The organism is Desulfomonile tiedjei DSM 6799 (assembly GCF_000266945.1).
Taxonomy (GTDB): domain Bacteria; phylum Desulfobacterota; class Desulfomonilia; order Desulfomonilales; family Desulfomonilaceae; genus Desulfomonile; species Desulfomonile tiedjei.
Genome location: NC_018025.1, coordinates 4,017,349 through 4,036,829 on the forward strand (window position 1 = coordinate 4,017,349; position 19,481 = coordinate 4,036,829).

General features: G+C 50.3%; 19 protein-coding genes. 7 read left to right on the forward strand and 12 right to left on the reverse strand.

Annotated elements, in window-relative coordinates:
• Positions 1–56 precede the first annotated feature (56 nt).
• Both DESTI_RS17020 and DESTI_RS17025 read left to right on the forward strand, forming a co-directional pair.
• On the forward strand, positions 57–1,289 hold the full coding sequence (locus tag DESTI_RS17020) for a glycosyltransferase (RefSeq protein ID WP_014811211.1): 1,233 nt from the start codon (positions 57–59) through the stop codon (positions 1,287–1,289).
• 26 nt (positions 1,290–1,315) lie between these two features.
• Complete coding sequence (locus tag DESTI_RS17025) at positions 1,316–2,260, forward strand: glycoside hydrolase family 130 protein (RefSeq protein ID WP_014811212.1); 945 nt, start codon at positions 1,316–1,318, stop codon at positions 2,258–2,260.
• 404 nt (positions 2,261–2,664) lie between these two features.
• Here DESTI_RS17025 and DESTI_RS17030 read toward each other — a convergent pair whose 3' ends face one another.
• The 10 genes from DESTI_RS17030 to DESTI_RS17085 form a co-directional block, all read right to left on the reverse strand.
• Positions 2,665–4,323: a DNA polymerase gene (locus DESTI_RS17030; RefSeq protein ID WP_041286276.1), complete on the reverse strand. Its 1,659-nt coding sequence runs from the start codon at positions 4,321–4,323 to the stop codon at positions 2,665–2,667.
• A 248-nt stretch (positions 4,324–4,571) separates the two neighbouring features.
• Positions 4,572–5,576, reverse strand: coding sequence for a hypothetical protein (locus tag DESTI_RS17035; RefSeq protein WP_169316383.1), 1,005 nt, complete (start codon positions 5,574–5,576; stop codon positions 4,572–4,574).
• Between the two features lie 808 nt (positions 5,577–6,384).
• The gene (locus DESTI_RS17045) at positions 6,385–6,906 is read right to left on the reverse strand and encodes a hypothetical protein (protein WP_014811214.1); all 522 of its coding nucleotides are present in this window, start codon (positions 6,904–6,906) and stop codon (positions 6,385–6,387) included.
• Positions 6,907–7,471: 565 nt separating this feature from the next.
• Positions 7,472–8,650, reverse strand: a complete 1,179-nt coding sequence (locus DESTI_RS17055; RefSeq protein WP_157212365.1) for a tyrosine-type recombinase/integrase — start codon at positions 8,648–8,650, stop codon at positions 7,472–7,474.
• The gene (locus DESTI_RS17060; RefSeq protein ID WP_014811217.1) at positions 8,650–8,973 is read right to left on the reverse strand and encodes a helix-turn-helix domain-containing protein; all 324 of its coding nucleotides are present in this window, start codon (positions 8,971–8,973) and stop codon (positions 8,650–8,652) included. The genes DESTI_RS17055 and DESTI_RS17060 overlap by 1 nt, the downstream gene beginning before the upstream one ends.
• Positions 8,974–9,086: 113 nt before the next feature.
• Positions 9,087–10,100, reverse strand: a complete 1,014-nt coding sequence (locus DESTI_RS17065) for a hypothetical protein (protein WP_014811218.1) — start codon at positions 10,098–10,100, stop codon at positions 9,087–9,089.
• A gap of 490 nt (positions 10,101–10,590) precedes the next feature.
• The gene (locus DESTI_RS17070; protein ID WP_169316384.1) at positions 10,591–10,890 is read right to left on the reverse strand and encodes a hypothetical protein; all 300 of its coding nucleotides are present in this window, start codon (positions 10,888–10,890) and stop codon (positions 10,591–10,593) included.
• 501 nt (positions 10,891–11,391) lie between these two features.
• Entirely contained in the window at positions 11,392–12,024 is a 633-nt protein-coding gene (locus DESTI_RS17075; RefSeq protein WP_014811220.1) for a hypothetical protein, read from the reverse strand.
• A gap of 530 nt (positions 12,025–12,554) precedes the next feature.
• A complete protein-coding gene (locus tag DESTI_RS17080; protein WP_014811221.1) occupies positions 12,555–12,785 on the reverse strand; it encodes a hypothetical protein in 231 nt (76 codons plus the stop codon).
• Complete coding sequence (locus DESTI_RS17085) at positions 12,778–13,020, reverse strand: helix-turn-helix domain-containing protein (RefSeq protein ID WP_014811222.1); 243 nt, start codon at positions 13,018–13,020, stop codon at positions 12,778–12,780. The genes DESTI_RS17080 and DESTI_RS17085 overlap by 8 nt, the downstream gene beginning before the upstream one ends.
• 310 nt (positions 13,021–13,330) lie before the next feature.
• On the opposite strand from DESTI_RS17085, the gene DESTI_RS17090 reads away from it, so the two are divergent.
• The 5 genes from DESTI_RS17090 (at position 13,331) to DESTI_RS17105 (ending at position 17,269) form a co-directional block, all read left to right on the forward strand.
• Complete coding sequence (locus tag DESTI_RS17090; RefSeq protein WP_014811223.1) at positions 13,331–14,566, forward strand: DUF4238 domain-containing protein; 1,236 nt, start codon at positions 13,331–13,333, stop codon at positions 14,564–14,566.
• 451 nt (positions 14,567–15,017) lie between these two features.
• Complete coding sequence (locus DESTI_RS31095) at positions 15,018–15,167, forward strand: hypothetical protein (protein ID WP_014811224.1); 150 nt, start codon at positions 15,018–15,020, stop codon at positions 15,165–15,167.
• 57 nt (positions 15,168–15,224) lie between these two features.
• The gene (locus tag DESTI_RS17095) at positions 15,225–15,929 is read left to right on the forward strand and encodes a hypothetical protein (protein WP_014811225.1); all 705 of its coding nucleotides are present in this window, start codon (positions 15,225–15,227) and stop codon (positions 15,927–15,929) included.
• Positions 15,930–16,160: 231 nt separating this feature from the next.
• Positions 16,161–16,949 (forward strand): RecB family exonuclease, encoded by a 789-nt coding sequence (locus DESTI_RS17100; protein WP_014811226.1) that lies wholly within the window; start codon positions 16,161–16,163, stop codon positions 16,947–16,949.
• Positions 16,950–16,960: 11 nt separating this feature from the next.
• On the forward strand, positions 16,961–17,269 hold the full coding sequence (locus DESTI_RS17105) for a hypothetical protein (RefSeq protein ID WP_014811227.1): 309 nt from the start codon (positions 16,961–16,963) through the stop codon (positions 17,267–17,269).
• Between the two features lie 669 nt (positions 17,270–17,938).
• On the opposite strand, the gene DESTI_RS17115 is transcribed toward DESTI_RS17105, so the two are convergent.
• Together DESTI_RS17115 and DESTI_RS17120 are read right to left on the reverse strand one after the other, a co-directional pair.
• On the reverse strand, positions 17,939–18,343 hold the full coding sequence (locus DESTI_RS17115; protein WP_014811229.1) for a hypothetical protein: 405 nt from the start codon (positions 18,341–18,343) through the stop codon (positions 17,939–17,941).
• 63 nt (positions 18,344–18,406) lie between these two features.
• Positions 18,407–18,907: a hypothetical protein gene (locus tag DESTI_RS17120; protein WP_014811230.1), complete on the reverse strand. Its 501-nt coding sequence runs from the start codon at positions 18,905–18,907 to the stop codon at positions 18,407–18,409.
• Positions 18,908–19,481 lie beyond the last annotated feature (574 nt).

A 19,481-nucleotide genomic window follows, 5' to 3' on the forward strand; every position in this document is an offset into this window, starting at 1 on the left:
ACTAGGCGTGTCTAAGGTTTTTAATCGAACATCAAGACATTCCTGAGGAAGATCATATGGGCGAGTCACAACCTATTGTAATGATTTCAAGTTACCCGCCGCGGCTCTGCGGCATAGGAACCTTCACAGAGGAAGCGCGGGAGTTCATCCAAAAGGCCAATCCGGGCAGAGAAGTTCTGGTCATCAGTCACACGGACGGGTCAGGAGAAGGGGTATTTCCTATCATCGACATGTCTCGGAAAGACTGGTGGGTACCGGTAGCGAACAAGATCAGGGGGTTGCGGCCCTACGCAATCCATCTTGAACATGAATACGGATTGTACGAATACGTCGATCCACGAGGATACGGTGACGGAAACGAGGGTGTCCTGAGTCTTCTCAGTGCCCTAAGCGATTACCCTACGGTAGTGGAACCCCACACTGTTCACGGGCGACTAACGGAATTTGAAGCTAACTTCATCTATCAAATGTGCCAGCGGGCACGCATTGTGCTTTTGAAGTGCCATTATCAGAAATGGCGACTAGACTGGAATTTCATGGGCCGAGGATGGGCGACGCCTCGAAACATCATGGTTGTCCCGCATGGGGCGCGTCCTGACAGACGCTGGGGGATTGAAGATGTTCCACAACTGAAAGAGGAAATTGGCTTAAACCGGTTCCCATACCTAGGTGAACACATAATCGGACTTGTAGGATGGATACAGTCGAACAAACGGTGGGACATCCTTACTTCGATATGGGAGGAAGTCCACGATCTGATCCTTCAAGAATCCGGACAAGACTGGAACCTTCTGGCGGCTGGCTCGATGAGAGATCCAAATCATCTCAGGGACTACGAGGAATACCGACAACAGGTGGAAGTGCTTGAGCAGAAAGGATTGGCGCACTATTTTGAATTCATCCCGAGAGGAGATATCTACTACAAGGTGATGGCGGTTTGCGACTTCATTGTGCTTCCGTCCATAGACGAAACACAGTCGGGTACGCTGGCGCGAATCATATCACTTAACAAGCCATTCATCACAACCGCCCCCATGGAAGGGCTCACGGCCCAGACTCTGGAAAGCAAAGGAGGGCTCCTATTTACCACTAAGGCCATGCTGAAGGAACAGGTTGTGCGTTTGGCCTGCGATGAGGACCTCAGACTAGAACTAGGAGACAACCTGAAGAAATATCTCGATGGTGTGGTCTCGTGGGACGTGGTTGCGGGACAGTACAATGAAGCCTACGCTCTGGCAAGAGAGTCGGTTGATTCCGGACGACCAATAGAATTGCCGCTGGAATTCTGAAGACACCGTTGGCGAGGAGTGAGAGAATGAAAAGGTCTCGTAATCCTGTGCTGTTTCAAAGGCACCCAAATAATCCCATATTGTCTGCCAAGGACTGGACGTACCCGGTCAACTCGGTGTTCAATGCCGGTGCTACTCTCATGGGCGAGGAACATATCCTTGTTGCAAGAGTGGAAGACAGGACAGGGATGTCACATCTGTGCATAGCACGGAGTCATGATGGCGTCGGCGGCTGGAGAATAGACCGCAAACCGTCTCTTTTGCCGTCGCCGGAGACGCACCCGGAAGAAATGTGGGGTATAGAAGATCCTAGAATCACATGGTTGGAAGACCTCGGAACCTGGGCGATTGCCTATACCGCTTATTCCGAGGCAGGCCCACTTGTATCGTTGGCCACTACGGAGGATTTCATCGATTTCAAACGTCTTGGCCCGGTCATGCCTCCTGAAGATAAAGATGCTGCATTGTTTCCGGCGAAATTTGATGGCCGATATGCCATGCTACATAGGCCTGTGTCGGCGTTTGCCGGCGTTGACAAGCACATTTGGATTTCCTATTCACCAGACCTTAAGCATTGGGGCGATCACCGGGTCTTAATCCGAGCCAGGCGAGGAGGATGGTGGGACGCTAACAAAATCGGGCTGTCTCCACCGCCGCTGGAAACTCCCGAAGGATGGTTGATACTCTATCACGGAGTTCGCGAAACGCCCGGAGGCTGCATATACAGACTCGGCCTCGCACTCCTGGACCTTGAGGACCCTGCCAAAGTGATCAAGCGTTCAGACGAGTGGGTTTTTGGTCCGCAAGAATCCTACGAGATAAGTGGGGATGTGGGAAACGTTGTTTTCCCATGCGGTTGGATTCTAAACAAAGACGAGTTGCGCCTGTACTACGGGGCGGCCGACAGCTGCATAGCTTTGGCTTCAGCCCGATTGAACGACGTCTTGGCCTTCTTGAAACAGTCTGAATAGATATGAGTCGGTGCTAAGGTAGGCCAGTCGACGTGTTAATTTCGTCAGGAGCCCGAATTCATTCCGTTCCGAAGTTGTTCTTGCTTCCTGGGAAAGAGTATCTCCGAAAGACTTCCTGCGAGACAAAAGCTAATCAAGTGGACCGAGACGAGTGTAGAAAATGGTTGATATTACTCGATGGAAAAGCTGGACCATGTTTCAACGTGGTGACACGCGGTCAACTCACCTCCGCCTTGAGAGGAACAGAAAGCCTCACAGAATTCTCCATGATTTTCTGGATTTCTTCAGTAACTCGCGCGACAGTCGCGCGCTCATCTGGGCACGTGAACCAAATGCCGTCGTAGAGAAGGAGTGACGTATTATCGTTAATTCCAGGGCAATGAGACTTTGCCACTCCGCGACGCTCAGTCTTCAAAGTCCACGAGCAGAGGAGCCGACAGACTCATCGCCGTAGTCATGACCGTTTCCATGATCTCCCGGACACTTTGTTCTTCGGCAAGCGGCGCTTCAAGCCATATCGAGTCGTGAATGCACGCGACTATCCGCGCATCCAGGCCTCTTCTCCTAATTTCCCCGTTGAGTTTGACCAGCGAGACTTTGAGAAGATGGGACTCGACCTGCTGTAGCAGCGTGGCCTTCATTTCACGCTGCAACTTGTCGCTCTTCTGCTTGGGGAATCGACGGAGGCGTCCTGTAACCGGATTCTTGAGCACTCGCTCTGAGACCCTCGTGTCCGTGAGCCTGCCAAACTCTTCATAGAAATAGGGAAGAATGCCCTTATAGGTACCGAAGAAGGCGTCGATGTACCTTTGGGCTTGGGCTTCATCGACCCTCCCCGACCTCCCTTGTTCATTCCACGAAGCCGTAATCTCTCGGGCTAAAGCCCGCGGACTCTGGCCGAAGATAATTCCAAAGTTTATGGGCTTCGCTTCATCACGACTGCCCAGGCCAAGCATCTGGGCCGTCCGGGAGTGAAGGTCTTCTCCGTCCGTGAACAGGCGTATCAGCTCCGGGTCTTTGCTTAAATGGGCCAAAATCCGCGCTTGGCAGGTCTTCCAGTCGGCCTTTACCAGAGTGCGGCCTGGCGGGGCGATGAGAAGAGGACGGTATTTCTTCTTGTCGATGTTCTGCACCGGCGGATCTGACGCCACGATTCGGCCGGTGGACGTGCGAGTCATCCGCCACACAGGATGAACTCGATCAGCCCCCGCGCCCGCCTCAAGGAATCGCACATCCCGCTTGAGCTTTCGCCACAGCAAGACTTGGGCCGCAAGCTCGATCCCATGTTGCTCGGCCAGTTCTTTCAGTTCATCGTCGTCTATTCGAAAACCGCGCCCAATGTCATCTGGAAAATCCACACCTGCGTCATGCAGGTACCAATAGGTCTTCCGAGCAGAGAAGAGGTTACGGGAGCCAAACCTAAATTGTGATTCCAAGTGTTCAAGCTCTTGCCGCGCAGCCGCAAGACGTCTTTCACAGCCGGCCTGATTAACGGCGATACCGTCCAGGTGCATCTGTACAAGGACTGATGACACAGGGAACTCCGCTTCGCGGTAGAGCTGGAGCAGGTCCGAGTCCATCTTCATCACGAGAGTCTCTGTCATACGGTGGACAAGCTCAGCATCCTTCTCGACGCAACGGCGTAGGAACTCTGGGTAATCCTGTGCGAACAGGTTCTCGCCCATGTACGGATAGTCTTGATTGAGATGCGTCCGCACAAGAGCGCTCAAACGGTAACCGTGGTCATCGTCCCGGCCTGGGTCAAGCAGATGGGCCATGAGCCGCGTGTCCCAAATTCTTTCGTGCTCAAGGTCCAGATCGCGGAGCTGGTACACCTCCCGCATCCTCTTCAGCCCATGAACGGCCACGGGGAAATCTTTGCCCGTGTAGAGCAATCCTACAGCGGCTTTCAATTCACTCTGGGGAAGCCTGACATGTCCTGCGCCCGTTTCAGGCCGGAAGTACCCGATCATGATCGAGTCATCTTCAGGCACGGATAATGGAACACTTAATCCTACGAGTGAATCTGTATTCAAGGTGCTCATGAAGCTCTTTAGATCCACGAATCTTTTGCTCCTCAAGCGCTAAGCGTCTTGTAATCTATATTTTCCGGGGCGGTAGTTAAGTCCTAAATCTCAGGGAAATCCTCTATTAATCTATACTCCGAAAGAGGAATCTCTGAACCGCAGAGCGGCCCAGAGCACTATTAAATCTAATATGTACGCCGAGAGAACTTATCAGTGGGTACTACAAGAACTCGATTTCATTGGGCACAACCCAGCCAAAAAACAGGGGTTTTTGTAGTACCCATTTACACGTTCTCCCTTGGATTTTTGTCGGGGAGTAAACCGACCGATTCCAGGTGCTCAAGATACCTCTGGGCTGACCTCCGGGAGATCTTGTAGCCCCCCACCTCCGTGTCCGTTTCGATCTCCGCCGGTGTAGGAATGCTGAAGGGACGATTGGCTATGGTGGCTTCCAGCCTGATCACGAGTAGGTGAAGATAGAGAATGACCGCCGGATGATTGATCCCTTCCAGTGTACCCTCGGCCACTATGGACTGTGGAAAGCAAAAGTGGTTCTGGGATATCTCCGGTGGCGGTTTGCGGATGAAGTAGACCAACTGCGAACGCTTGCCCGTGCACCTGTTCCGAAAGTTCTTGATGAGCCTGGAAATATCGTCACGATAGTTGTTCAGGAGCTTCACGAAAGCTTCCTTGGGGATGGCGTAGTACGGTGAGCCAAAGTCATGAAGTGGAAGGTCAAATACAGCCGACACTTCGCTCACCGCCTTGCTCAAAGGCATCTTCTGTTCGCCGCAGAAGATCTGGAGCAGCTCGAATAGGTCCACCCGGTTGAGTCTTTTTTGGTCGTTCTTCTTCCTTTGCAGATTCAGGGGGCACTTGATGCGTTGGCATCTCCGGGACCGGCAACTGAAGCCCACGCCGACCTTCCCGTCGTACATAAACGCGCCCATCCGCAGAGCCCGGACGTACCAGTGCCGCTCCCCCTTTTCAGCAATTTCGTCGGAGAATCTACCTTGGTATTTCCCGGCCAGGCAATCGAAGAGGTAATAGGGGCTGATGTGAAGCCCGAACCGCTCCCGTAGAAATCTCCGCGTGTCCTCCCACCATCTCAAATGCCTTATAACTCTCGGATCAAATCTCCCTTCCTGATCCGGCTCGGGCCCATAAGGCTCGTACATATCCGAATGCCACACGTCGGCGGGTGGCAGCGGCTGCTCGTCGGGATGGAAGACGGCGAAGCGTTCCCCGTGCTCGTGCCAAAGCCTCAACATCCATTTCTTTCTTTCCATCGGATCGTCAGGGATACTCACCGGCGCTGCCTCCTCGAAGCGGAATGCGAAGGCAGTCTATCACATAGAGCACGGTCACAGGGAGTTTGAATATAAGGGCTGAGTGCAAGCCTTCCCGGTACTGAGGAACGGCTCTGTGGTCCGAAATCGCAAATAGACTGGTCGCGAGATTCGTCTCCAAACGCAAGGAGAACGATTCTCAGTAACTTTGTGGAGACGGGAATAGTCTAGCACGGTCGTTTCGGAAGATTATTGAATAATAATTGGGAGTTGCCAAATGTGCCTGTGATATCGCCAATATAGAGCCGCGTCCATTAAGAGGCTTTCCGCCATTCAGGGTTCCCTGCACGGGGAAACGAACGAAAAGGCACCTGAGAGGCGATTTGAGCGATTTTCGTGTAACAGTTCCTCTGGTGGGGCAGTTCCATTGAGTCCGTGATAGCCTCAGATAGCGGTGTTAGTCCGGTACGCTGTCCAAAGCGTCAATAGCGTAGTTGATCGAAAACTGACCCCATAGCCTCTGCACTAATCAGGGTCACCCGCCCTAGCATTCAAGTAATACTCCTCAGGCCTGATATTGGCAGGGAAGAAATCACACAGAGGCTGATGACGGTCATCGCCGGGTTCGCCGTCTTCCCAGTCCTCTATTTCTGTGCATCTCACATGCCTCAGGTGCAAATGGTCGGCTATATGATCGCACATTGTGCAAAAGACGAGACCGTGCTTTGCAGCCCGTAATCCGTCTAGTGTCACGTTCCGGAAGTTCGGAGTGCAAATAGAATACACAAGCGACCAGCATGACGGAATATCATGCGGTTCGCATGCAGACCTTATTTCGAGAACGCAACACTAGGCCGATGGATTCAAGGAACGCAAACTTCCTGTCTGAGTCTCGCTTGGAGACCTCGTACCAATCGATATTACCGGCGCTGGCCCCCCAACATATCTCGCAGAATGCGTGCACCATTTCGTGCAGCATGAGATCAGCCACATATCTGAAACGCCCTTCCGAGTACTCGTGGCCTTCTTTCCAAAGAGGATGATCCTCTCCCGCAAGAACGTTCTCGCACAGTCGAATAACCGGATACTCTGATGGCACGTCGTCTGAGTCGTCCGCGCGTCCGCCTATTCGGTCATAGAATCCTTCGTAACCGTCGCTCAATGTGAATAATGGCTCTATGACAATGACTGGTGTATTTTCTTCCTCAAAGATGCCGTCAAAGAAGGCAATGTTCCATCGGTGCCACAAGTCATACAGCCTCATGATGGCCTCATGATGGCGCTCTTCATTTGCTCCCAGCGCCTCGATTACGGCTGGTCGGTCCTTCATTGCCATTTCTCCTCCCGCTCTTCCCCTCCGTGATTTTCCTTATCACCGATTTTTTGATCGGTGGCCTGAATTGCCTGGGTCCATTCTTTCCGAACTGTCACAAGCTCGTTGGTTAGCAGCAAATCTATCACGGCTCAACAGAGTGTTCAACGAGATGTGCGGCACCGATCCATCACTCATGACATGCGCAAACCGGAGAGTTGCTTTCTTGAAATGAATAGCGACGACCTGACCACAGAAGCTGCGCCGCGTGTCCTGAGCAACAAGGGGTACGGGATGCCACACCGGTTTTGTACACTCCTTGTACACGCGTTGAGGAACTCTCAGGGACTGAAAGGGATCGGAAAGGATCTATTCGGCTTGAAATGGTTGGGCTTTTCGGACAGACGGTTGATTTCATTAAGGGGGCTATTGCCTTCACACGGCAGGGGTCGGAGGTTCAAATCCTCTCCCGCCTACCAGAAAAGCTAAAAGGAATCAGGAAGATAGGTTGACGGCCACTTCCTGATTTTCTTTTGGGGCCAAGGCCTTTGGCACTTTTTTGGCCCCTTTTTCGGTAAGGCCATCAGGCTTGGCCTTCCTCCACCATGTCAAGCTCAGTCCATCCATTGTCAAACCTCATGCTGTCCACGGCTTTCAAGAGTTCCTCATCCGAAACCCTGATGTAGCGATCCTCTACGGAGCGATTGGAGGAATGGCCAACAATGATGTTCCTCACGGTGGGGTCCATTCCTGATCGCTGCGCATTCGTCTTCCAGGTGTGCCGCAGATCACGCATTTGCAGTCCGTCGATCCCCGCCTTGGCAGTTGCCTTGGCCCATGCTTTGCGCACCATTGAGGCTACCACGGCCTTTCCTTGATGAGTGCCACAGTGCTTTTTGTAACGCCCCTCATACGGGAAAATGGGTCCCATAGCTCGCAGGACGTTCTCGCCCTGATCTTTTCGCCGACCCTCAAGCATTTGGATCATTTCCATGCGCAGGGGGACTCTTTTCGTCCGTAGCCGCACCTTGTTCGCACTCTTGCCCTCTTTGGTTGCCTCGGGGGGCAAGACCAGCATCCGTCTCTCAGGTTTGTACATTTCCCACCTGAGGCTGACCACCTCTTTGAATCGCATTCCCGTGTAGTACATTGCCGTGAGGATGTCCCGCAACCACCAGCTGTGTTCAAGAACACGGTTGAAGTCTTCCCATGAAAGATACGAGTCTCGCTGTCTTTCAGGAAGTCTGTGGGCCATGGTGCAAGGATTGATTTCCACCCTTTCCAGTTCCAATTGAAGACGGAATATTCCTGAAAGCACGCCTAACTCTCGGTTGACGGTTCCATTCTCCGCCTTCTGACTGCGAATCCTCTGGTAAGCCCGTATATCGGCCACCTTAATGTTCTTCAACGGATAGTGCTCCCCGAAGTGCTCAGTGATGCGGTCAATCGCATAGAGATTCCTCTCTGCTCTGTGCTTCAGATCAGCCTTCAGGTATTCCCTCGTGGCCTTAATCAAGGTCAGCTCTTCTGTGGGCTCGGGGCGAGCAAGTTCAGGCGGTAAAGCCCATCCCTTGTTCTCATGCGTCCTGAGAACCACATCGAGACAGTCAGGGTCTAAATGGCCAAAAGAGCCAATGGTAAATGCCGTCTTCACAGCTTTCTCTATCTTCTTTGCGTCTGTCGAGTTAGTGGCTGGGGTTACCGTCCTGATGCGGTGTCCCTTCCACTTAAATGAAACATAGTATTTATCGCCGATTTTCATCAATCCCACGACGAAACCTCCTGTCTGAGGTCTCGCCAAGATTCCCCTGTATTTTTCTTACCACCTCCCTTCCGAACCACCTGAGGGTAATTTGTCGCACGCAGGGCAGATTGATGATTCTTGGTTGCTAATTCTACTCGATTCGTCTTTTCTTTCAAAAAACTATCTATGGCCTCGATGCTGAATAGCACGATCTTGGCCGAAATCTTTACTCGCTCAATTTTCCCTTTTCTGGCCCATTTCAAAATAGTTGCCTTTGACACATTCAAATAATCCGCCGCTTCTTCAGCGGTCAACAACTCCTTTCTGTTTTCGCTTTTCATTAATCATTTTTTCCTCCGCTAGATTTGCGGGACTACACCCGCCTTGTGCCCCCTCGCCGTTGGAGGTAACGGCGGAAAGGGCCTTAAATCAGATCATGTGGGGCGACAACACCTCAGTCTGTTTCGTCATCATCGTCAACCACATGTCCGTTACTATCGACTAATAGGTATTCGTCATTATCATCTCTGGACTCATCATGTTCCTTTTCGTCCTGGGGTTTCTTAACTGTATCGCCATTTTCATCATCGTACTCTGCGGGGTTAAAGTATTCCTCATCATCCTCGTCTGGAGCCTCCCCCGTACCAGTCTGCTCACATTCATTCGTGAACGATTCCAGGTAACGCTTGATAGCTTCGGATGCATGATCCTCGACTAAGCCACCCAACTCTTGGAGCGCCCCGACCAGTTCCAAAGGAATGGGAACGGGAACCATAGCTGCGGATTTGGTATCCTTAGCGCCCTGTTCAACTTCTCGGCTTTCATCGATGGCCATATCGTCAGAATTCTCTGTGGAGAGCTCGGCCTCAAGCTGCTTCCGTTGGTTCTGAGTCTTCTGATATGCTTTGTTGATCGAAATCTCGTTTCTCAAAACTGCTTCCCTGATTTCGGGCAGTCCTTTGTTGATAACCGTAAGAGCCTGTTCGACTTTGCGAGAGCTGATGTTCAGGAGGTCAGCGGTGCGCTTGGCTCCTGCAGATCGACCGTCTCGGCTGCCGCAACTTTGCGGCGCTGATTCTGCTACCCCCACATTCTTACGATCTCCCCCTCGGGGCTTACGTTCGTGGAGTCGTTCGATACAATGGATCAGGTCACCGTCGGTCAGATTTCTTCGGTTGCCCTGGAGACGTAGCGCATACTCAAAGGCATCCTCTTCTGTCTCGAACTGGTATGAGTAGACTGAAACTTTTTCAATCTCGGCATTGGTAGCTGCCTTCAACCGAGTATGACCGTCGATACACACAGGTTCCTCCTGACCTTCCCAGGTTGCCAAGATGATGGGCTGGGAGTCGTCGTAATTCTCTTCACGCATGTTTTGCTCAATTCTCGCCAACAAATCGTCATTGATCGTGAATAGTCCCTCAAATAGGGGATGGGTCTTAATGTCTTCAATCTTTTTCGTTGCCATAGTCTCTTTACTCCTTGTCTGGGCCGAGCATGAACGTACTCGACCCGAGTGGCGGGGCAACCTATTACGGTGCCCGCCTCCTAAAATTGTTGATGAATCTGGCTATGGAATAATCAGGGGGGCTGGCCGTTTCTGGGTGTCCGTGAGGCCACGGGGCCAGCCGATCAGGTAATTATCTGTAGACTATGGGGAAAACTCGATTGACCATGAAAAAGGATCTCTGCTGCTGTTCAGCTGCGCACCCTGGTCTGTTTTTCATCTGTGGACCAAGGCGCTGTCCTAATTTTTGTTTCTACCTTTTAACTAGTACACAAATCCATCTCTAATGAAAAAAGAATGAACGGCTAGTAATTGCGCATTGTTGCAAACATGAGACGGAGAAATATGTCGTGCATTTTTTCATCCCTCCGTCGGTATGGGGTGCTGCCCCCGTGGGAGGATGCGGAGGCGCTCTTGGATTTTTGCTCTTTCGTGGTCTTGCTCTCATTTCTCAGTAACAGTAGTCATCGTCTTCGATTACCCCGTCCAAGAGAAAGGAGGTTTGGCCCTCGACATCGGCAAGAAAATAATCTTGTCTGAGCAATTCTCGTTTGGTTCTATCCAGCTGGTCTCTTAGTTTCACCAAGTTACGAAGGTCCCAGCGGTCAGAGCAGGTGCTTATCTTTGTTTGGCAGTGTTGCTCAAGCCAGTCAGTCTCTGCCTTGAGTACTTTCACTAGATAACCAATTTCTTCGGACACGTCTTTTTGCAGTTTTTCGTAATTGTTCTTCTTCTCTTTTTCTTTCATCATTTCTCCATGGGCTCTCCCGCCCGTAATTGTCGTTGAGGCCCGTGCAGGGCGTAAAGCAATTCATCAGTCAGCATCTCGGTTCATGTCATAATTCCGCTTTCGCAGTTCAGTCTCAGGTCGTCTATGATGATGTTCTGTCTTCTGTTTGTCGCTCAATGAGAACCCCGCAGACATGAATTCCGTGTTTTGGCAGGGGAATGTTTGCCTTCATATGCAAATTCGCTCAGCGGGGCTCTCAGGTGCCTATTTGTTGATGTCTGTTTTAGTATAATGTCGCAGATGTATTCTCTGGTACGACTATAATATCACTTATATTGTTACCAAGCATTTTCCAGTGTGATAATCCCAACGAGACATATCGCATTCCTTTGATAATCGCAAAACCTACTTTCATATTCCTTTGATTATCACACATCAGTAACAGGGTCTCCCTATGGGATTATCACACATCTCATATATATACCATATCTACCTCGGTAATGTACAACTATGGGTATCTTTCTATTCATTAGCAGAGCAACCAGCATAATCTGTAAAGAGATCCAGTTGCACATAACCTAAAGTATCTGCTTCGTGAACATCAAGAGAAGTAGTTTCAGACCTTGAGTTTGCAACATTACGCTTAACAATATTCGGATAATGACAATAGCCAGGTAGAGGACCATCATAGAGCGGCTCTCCATGTTCCGACATGAGAGCTGAACCATTGTAGATACGCCACCTGTCAGAATATCGGAACCTGCCCGCCTTGCGAAAGGAACCTTGGGTGACCACATCCATGAATCCGACCTGTACCAGCTTCCTCTTTGCCCGTGCTATGGTGTCTTCTCCTTTTATGCCTCGCTCTTGGAGGTACTTGGTGGGCAGTCCGAATTCTCCTCCATTCAGCAGCCAACCGAGGCCGCACTGGAATAACGTGTCCTTTGGTATCTTCTTTCGTTTCTTCTCGCTTTTTGGTGCGTACCGCAATTGAGACAGGCATTCCAAGAGGATTAATTTCTCGGATTTCTCCAGGGCATGAAAGGCTTCTCCGTTCCACAATTCCATCGGTATGAGCACGAACCCTTTTTCCTGCTTTGCTTTTCTCAGTCTCTCCTTTCCCCATTCTTCAATAGTTTTTGGTTTTTTCAACATGTTTACTCCTCGGGGCTCGTACACTCCATTGCTGCGGCCCCCTTTTCCCTTGCTTTGGGTCTTATTTGATTGTTGACGAATTCGCCTGTGACTAAATCAGCGATGTGGGTAATAAGTCTGGGAAATCATGTCAAATTCTTGGGGCTACAAATTACACTAAATATTATAGCTAGTTATCGCCATGCATCAGTTCATGCATCGCCTCTTTGTCTCTACCCTATAACTAGTACACAAATTCATCTCTACTGCCATAGTCATATTAGCTACTTAGCCGTAACGGACCAATATTAGCCATGAATATATTTTGCATTTTGGCCGAAAAAATTCTGTGGGGCCAGTACCGACGGTCTGCCGCAATGTTGCGGCATCAAAATTGCCCTGAAACTTGGGGAGCCAGCGACTCCTCATGGACAAATTCAACTGCTGAGATTGGCCAAAATTGCAGCAGATTTGCCGTGCGAAAAGTGCTCGAATCCGAACATGCTCGACGTCTAGCATGTTCCAAGGTGGCTCCCTGACAGCGTTTGGCCTCAAATGGGCAGCAGCCCTTCATAGGGGCTCACGTAATCGGGCCGCTCAGATTTGATCATTTCCCGCAATGCTGTAACGTAATCTATTGACGATCCCAGATCGTCCCGCACCACCGTAATGGAGTCCAGAACCAGCCAGTGGTAGAGGCGGTCTTCATTCAATTCCAAGACCCTTATGAGTTCGTCCGTGTCGTAATTATTGAGTCGGCGTATCATTTCCATATCAATCATTTTGTTGTCCCTCCTTCGTTGCCTGGGCAAAAGCGTCCCTTGCGCTCATACCTGTATCCATCAATCTTTTTGCTCGCCGTAGCACCCGCATGGTATCTTGGTCGTAAATCCTCAACGTGGTCTTGCCCATCGTTGCACGTTCTGGAGAAATCAGACCATTCTCCTCCCAACGCCGCAATGAAGAGGGATGCACGCCCAGTTCATGCGCTGCAAAGTCAATTCCGTAATATCTCATTCTCGTCCTCCTGAGGTAATTCATGGGTAGAGGTAGACCTCTGTCCATGCCAAAAGGTAGGTTATTCGCTGGAGGACAAAGGTTGTTGTTGAGGACGTCAGGAGAATAGGGATCGATGGATGTGTCAATTGGAGCCTGATATGCAGGGCATTTGAGGCACATACGAGAGATTGGAAACCTTGACAATCATCTTCTGAGATGAGTACTGTGGCCGCAGATGGCCCCTGTGAATTTTGGGATTCCCTAATGGCAGGATGCCATGCAATGACCAGGCTCGTTACAGAGTCTTGCTTTCGGAGCGTGAGTTGACATGAATGAAAGCATTTGCAGACACAAATTGATCAATCGAGCAGGAGATGATCAGATTAATAATATTGAGGGTCTCGCAGAAGTCTGGGACGAAGTCGTCCAGAGAATAATCAAGAGAATGATCGAGCTCATTGCACCGCAGATCGATGGAATTCACGTCAACCTCCGTGAAGAGGTGACTTTTGACGTGGCGAGATTAATGGATTTTATTGCGGAAAAAGTGATCAATCTTAGAATGGAACAAAGATCGCTGTCTCAGCTTGATGAAGAATCCGAACGTCAATATTTCCTGACTGAGGAAGGGAATACAAAAATCGAGCACACTGCCTGCGTTTTGTCGCAGGCGTTACAAAAGAAATACTGCGAACGATGGAAACCAAAAACAGATGCCTTGCTCAGGAATGAAAAGAACCCCAAGAAGACAAAGCTCTCAATCAAGAAAGTAGAGAAGAATCATTTCATTCCGAAGTCATTTATAAGACGTTACTGGTCGAGAGATGGCCTTGTGTGTCGATTCACAAAAGGAAAGGATGGCTCATTCAAGTCGAAACGAATTCCATTCAGTCAATGGGGGTATGCGAGGAACTTATGTAGCGACAGACTCGAAGCTTACTTTGGTTTAATAGAAGGAGACGCAGTTCGCCCCATAGAGATGCTCCTGCAAGTCGTGCCTTTGAACAGGCCGCAAAAAGAGGCTCTAATAGGATTCATTGTCATTCAACAACTCCGCAACCCACATCTGATTTCTCAGTCAAGAGAGTTGATGAAGCCCCTGGTCAAGAGCATGGTGGGTGAAAGGCAGTCGGAGAGTCGTGAATACATGAACTCCGTATATGAGACGTTATACGAAAACGACGAATTCTATGATCTAATAGCGAGGCCGATCTTCAACAGCAAATGGGTCCTAATAAGATCTGAGAGGCCGTGTTTTGTTCTCCCAGACACGTGCAGTGTATTTGGACACCATAAGGGCTTGCCATACTCTATAGTGCCGCTCACGCCAAGTGACTGTTTTGTGGCGTTGCCCCTGGCCGAAAAAGGGGAGCGGATCGTTCCACATTACGTCGAAGCAGACGAAGCTTTGGCTCAAAATATTGGTCAAGCCCTTATTATCAGTGCGCAAGAACAGTTCTTGGCTGACGAGTCGATGACAAATCAGGGCGTCATCGAACATGAGCCGAGCACCCTGATTCACAGGATAATGTCGTCTATGATCGAAGAAACTGCCGACAAATAGACTTACTCAATCAGTTACCCCACCAGTATGTTTCAACTTCCAATACCCCGCCAATGGTGGTCGAGGAGAAGAATTCAGGAACCGACTACCGTTAACGAAAAGAACGGGATTACCATTCTGGCAAAGTGGTATTTCCGCCGCATATATAAGGTCGAACCCCGATTCGTGGAACCACTGCTATGCCGAGTAGTTTCCGATTCCGATCCGATCCAAGCACCGAAAGTTTGGATGACTCATTGCTGAGAAACGCTCAATGAATCAACGAGAGCCATTCTGAACCACGTTCTTCTAGGGGCGATGGTTGTAACAGGATGAATTCTCAATATTCCTTTCCCTCGCATCCCGCACCATCATTATCCCCTCAAGATCATATTTTATCTAAGGGTTAGTGGGGTCTCCCCCAAGAGGGATAGACCTGATCAAAGAGAAGTGCGTACGAAAGGAGGTTGCCATGAACTATCAGCGTCAACACGATGGCTCGGGAATCGGCTGGATTATCCTGCTAGTCCTGCTCTACATCATCTTTAACCCCATTCCTGGTCCCATAGACGATGCGGCGGCGGTGGCCATCGGAGGATACCAAGCTCTGAAGAGGATATGACGCACGCACGCCTTAAATCTAAAGAGAAACAGAATACTTCACAAAAGGAGCACCACTATGGCCACAAATGGAAATGGGCAGTTCAGAGAGGACGAACTGGTAAGCCGAAAGGTCAAAGTCGGCCAAGAATGGCAAACCAGAATATTCCCGATCATTGGCGGGCGCTTGCGGATTCTCCACGAAAGCAACGATAACCTCAGCATCCAGACCGATATTGTCAGGTTGGAGCCTGACTTCGTGGTCGTAAAGGCAGCCATTGAAAGCCAGAGGGGAAAGTTCAACGGCACAGGAACGGCATCAGGCCAAAGAGATGCGAGGCTGGCAGACTCCCTGGTTGAATTGGCTGAGACCAGGGCCATAGCAAGGGCGCTGCGCTTCGGCGGGATAGGCGTTGAGTACACATCAGCAGAAGAAATCTCACACACCACCGCCACAGAATCTCACAATGAGCAAACCACAAGCAAAGCGCTACAATCAGTGTTCCCTGAAGGCAATGGCAACGGCAAACCCGAAGCGAAAGCATCGAGTGGCACTGCAGATGCACCTGCCCAGGGAAACGGAGATACGCCGCAACGTTGCGGCAACGGTCGGGTCACTCAAGCGCAGGTGAGAGCTCTTTTCGCTCTCAGTAAAAGGGCAAACTATCACGATGACGACATTGCCCAAATGCTCGCACCATTCCAGGTCTCCCGCTTTGAAGACCTGCCCCGAGAAGCAGCCAGCAAATTGATCGGCGCTTTGCAGACCGAAGCCGCAGCGTAAACAAATCCCATAATCACAATCAAAGGCAAACCAGGGGGCGGGGCGCTACAGCTGCGTACCCGTCCTGCTACACAAAAGGAGAAGACCCATGTTCAGATTGACGTCATTTCTTCAGCCGCAGAAGCCCAGGCCCAGAAACAGAAGGCTTGTTCGTGAACTCCGCCGTCTCATCCACCAACGGAATTATTGGCGCAATCGAACCCGTGAACTGCGGGGGGGAAGGAGGAAAAGATGAAACCCGCATTCGATTACGATCACTTCTCGCATTCACAGCTCAGCTGCTACACGCAGTGCAGTCTGAAATATCGGTTCTCCTACATAGAAAACCTGGAACCCGAGTTCACTTCTTCAGCCCTGGTGTTCGGGTCATCCATACATTCGGGTATACAAGCGTATCTGCAAAGTGTTTTGGAAGCAGACCCGCTTAGGGCTGACCAATTGGCCGATGTTTTTCGCAGTGAATGGACAGGCTTTGGTGGACCGCCAGTCCGTTACTCGGGTAGAGAAACAGAGAATGGGCTTCAAACCAAAGCGCAAGAGCTGTTCTCCCTGTTCGTGGATCACTATGACCCTGCATCCGAGGTGATAGCCGTAGAGGAGTCGTTTTCCATCGATCTGAACGACAGGATAGAAGTGGCATGCTGCGGCCCTCTGCCTCCGTTTGTGGGGTACATCGATGCCATCATTGGAAAGGACGGGTCCACGGCGCTGATAGACTATAAGACCAGTTCACGCAAGCCTAATGGTGATCTCAATCCCATGCAGCTTGTAGCCTACAGCATGGGGGCGTCAGTCCTGGGATACGAGCCGAATCAGCTTGATTACAGGTTTGAGTACCTGATCAAAACTGCAAAGCCCGATTTCGTCCTGTGTCCTGTGAAAATCCGTGATCATGACCGTGAACGATTCCTGAAGATTGTGGCCAGGATATGGAAGGCGATCCGCTCGTCGATCTTCTATCCGAACCCAGGCTATCTGTGTAGTTCTTGCGGGTACCAAATATGGTGCAAGGAATGGTGAAGGAGGACAACATGGCCAAGAAAGACAGTCGCAGCGTCACCGACATCGTTGCGTTTCAACCCACAGCCAATGTCACCGTGCTTCCTCCTGACTCAGGAGTGGTAGGACAGTTCCTCGATGATACCCGCAACATGCTCAAGGCCCGAGCTATGAGGATGAGCGGCTTGCTCAAGCGCATCAATGAGTCAGGCCAAAGGACTGAGCAATTGTTACGGCAGGCTGCGGAAAGAATGGAGTCCGCAGAAGCTGCGCTTGGTGCTCAGTTCAGGAGTGAGGGACTGTTGCCTGGGAACGATGAAGACCAGGAGGCGGAAGGCTGAAACAGCCATAACCAGATATTCTGCATTTCAATCATGTCAAATTCTATAGAGACCGAAGGTCTCTATTTCCCCGCCCAGACACGAATGTCTTGCTATTCTTACACATCCCGAACGTATGCAGATGGGAGATTTTGCAGGCAGGGACTGCAAGAACGACCCCCACCCCCTTTACTGTTTTCCAAAATCCTGGATGGGACCCAAAAAAACAGCTCCTGGCCTTCTTAAATTCCTCACCGATCCAAATCACTAAGGACTTCATACAGTCCCCGCCTAGCAAATCTCAGCAGAGCCTATCCGTTTCCGCTAAGGCGAAAAGACCATTTTATTAGGTCCTACGAAATCTTTTGGAGTTTTGCAGGACGTCGAATTACTGACATTTTTTTATACATTCGTTATATTGACCCTCAAGGAAATACCCAAAAAAAGGTGTTCCTGATTTTCCCATTGCCTGATCTTTGCACCGCTCTTTGCAATCAATATAACCTTCTACTCTGGCAGATCCGCCCGATGATTTTTTGTCACATCCACAGACGAGAATAGCCATTAACAACGCTAAGATCATCAACAGTCCTTTCATGTCTCGATTCCCTCCCTTCCATTGCATAACGATTCAAAGCGATTGTCTACGCTGTCGCACTCATTGTTGTCTCGTCACCCCCGAACTTTGACTCAGGGGAAGCATTTGGCATAGCCTTCACAATATCCACGCTGTGATCTGCAAAAACCTGCTTCCAGGACGCCGTGGTAGAATCTGGTGCCATCTGATTTGGTGCTGTAGCAGTGGCAACAGACCATTTCGACAGTCTGCCAAGGGGAAGCAGAATCCTGTGCATTGGTGCAGGTGCTAACCGAGGGCTCAAGTCCGTCATGGTTATGGGCCTGAACCATGCCAGTAGAATATGCAGCGAAGGCTAAGAGGATGGCTAAGAGGTATCCGATCTTCAATCTGGCGTATTCTCGTGTGATAGTTGTTTTTGCTTCGGCACTGGAGACGGTTAGGAGCAGCCCCAACCATACCAGAATGCACCATGCTGTGATGCGCCGTTTGCCGTCACTATCTCGAAATCTTCTCATTCTTGAACCTCGTTATGCTTCATTTTGAGCACACAGGTTATTTGGCTGGGAAATCGTGTTCCGTTACGGGCATCCACCATTGCAGATTTCTTTGGCATTACAGACCCAAATAGTCTCACCGACTTCCAGGTTGTAGGGCGGATTTGGCTTGACTTGAAATATCTTGAATCCCATTAATTCGTATGACAGGGTGGTCGTTCCCGTTATATCTTGCTTTTGCAGCTGCAGGATTTCTCCTGATGGTGCAGCGTAAACGAGTTTACCCCAGTCCTTCCCTCTTGCGATTGCCTTCGCTATGACGCGGCAGAATTCTTCCCGCCTAAATATGAGGGTCCCTTCTCCGAAAAGGCATCCACGGAACTGTGTTGAAGAATTCGGACGAGGATCATCTGTTGGTGACGCAATACCAAGCTTTTTGTTCACCAATGGTTTGCTCTCCCAAGCATACGGGGCATTTTTACCCTTATTTTCCGTGCTTGTCGCTTTCTGAGCTTCCTTTTCGCCTCTTCCGCACATTACCAACGCTCCCAAGAAAAGAACGACGATCAGGATAACCTTTCTCATCTAAACCCCCATTTGTTTTCTTGTTAGTGCTCAATGTCCTGCACAGAGGGAATTTGAGCAATCACTTCCCAGAACTTAGGTGCGAGTCGTTATACAGCGCCACATGAGAATGGCTCGGTGATTTGGTGATCATCTCTTCGGCCCCGTTTCCACCACATCAGGTGGACACCCAAGGTACTTCCAAAGCAGCAGCTCTATCAAAGAACTGAGGCTCCCCCCCGTTCCATCAGGGTCACTTTTTGCTTTCGCCAATGCCCGCCTTCGGATCTCGGCATTACACGTCATGCCGCTATTCACACGGGGATATTTGAATCTGGGGCGATGGGGGAGGATGGAGAAATCGATCCGTTGACCCTTGTACTCTCGGACGATCTTTTTCAGGATTTCGATATCTTCTGGTTCAGGCCAAGTCGAGGGGGGAGCAGAGCAAGATTTGGCGGCTGACTCGTCATTGCTTGGAAATCGTCTTTTTGCAGACATCTGAACCCGCACCCTCGATGAAACTGATGTGGTAACATTAGACCACACCCATGTTCAGATGTCAAGCGCTATGTGGTATCAGGATACCAATTTA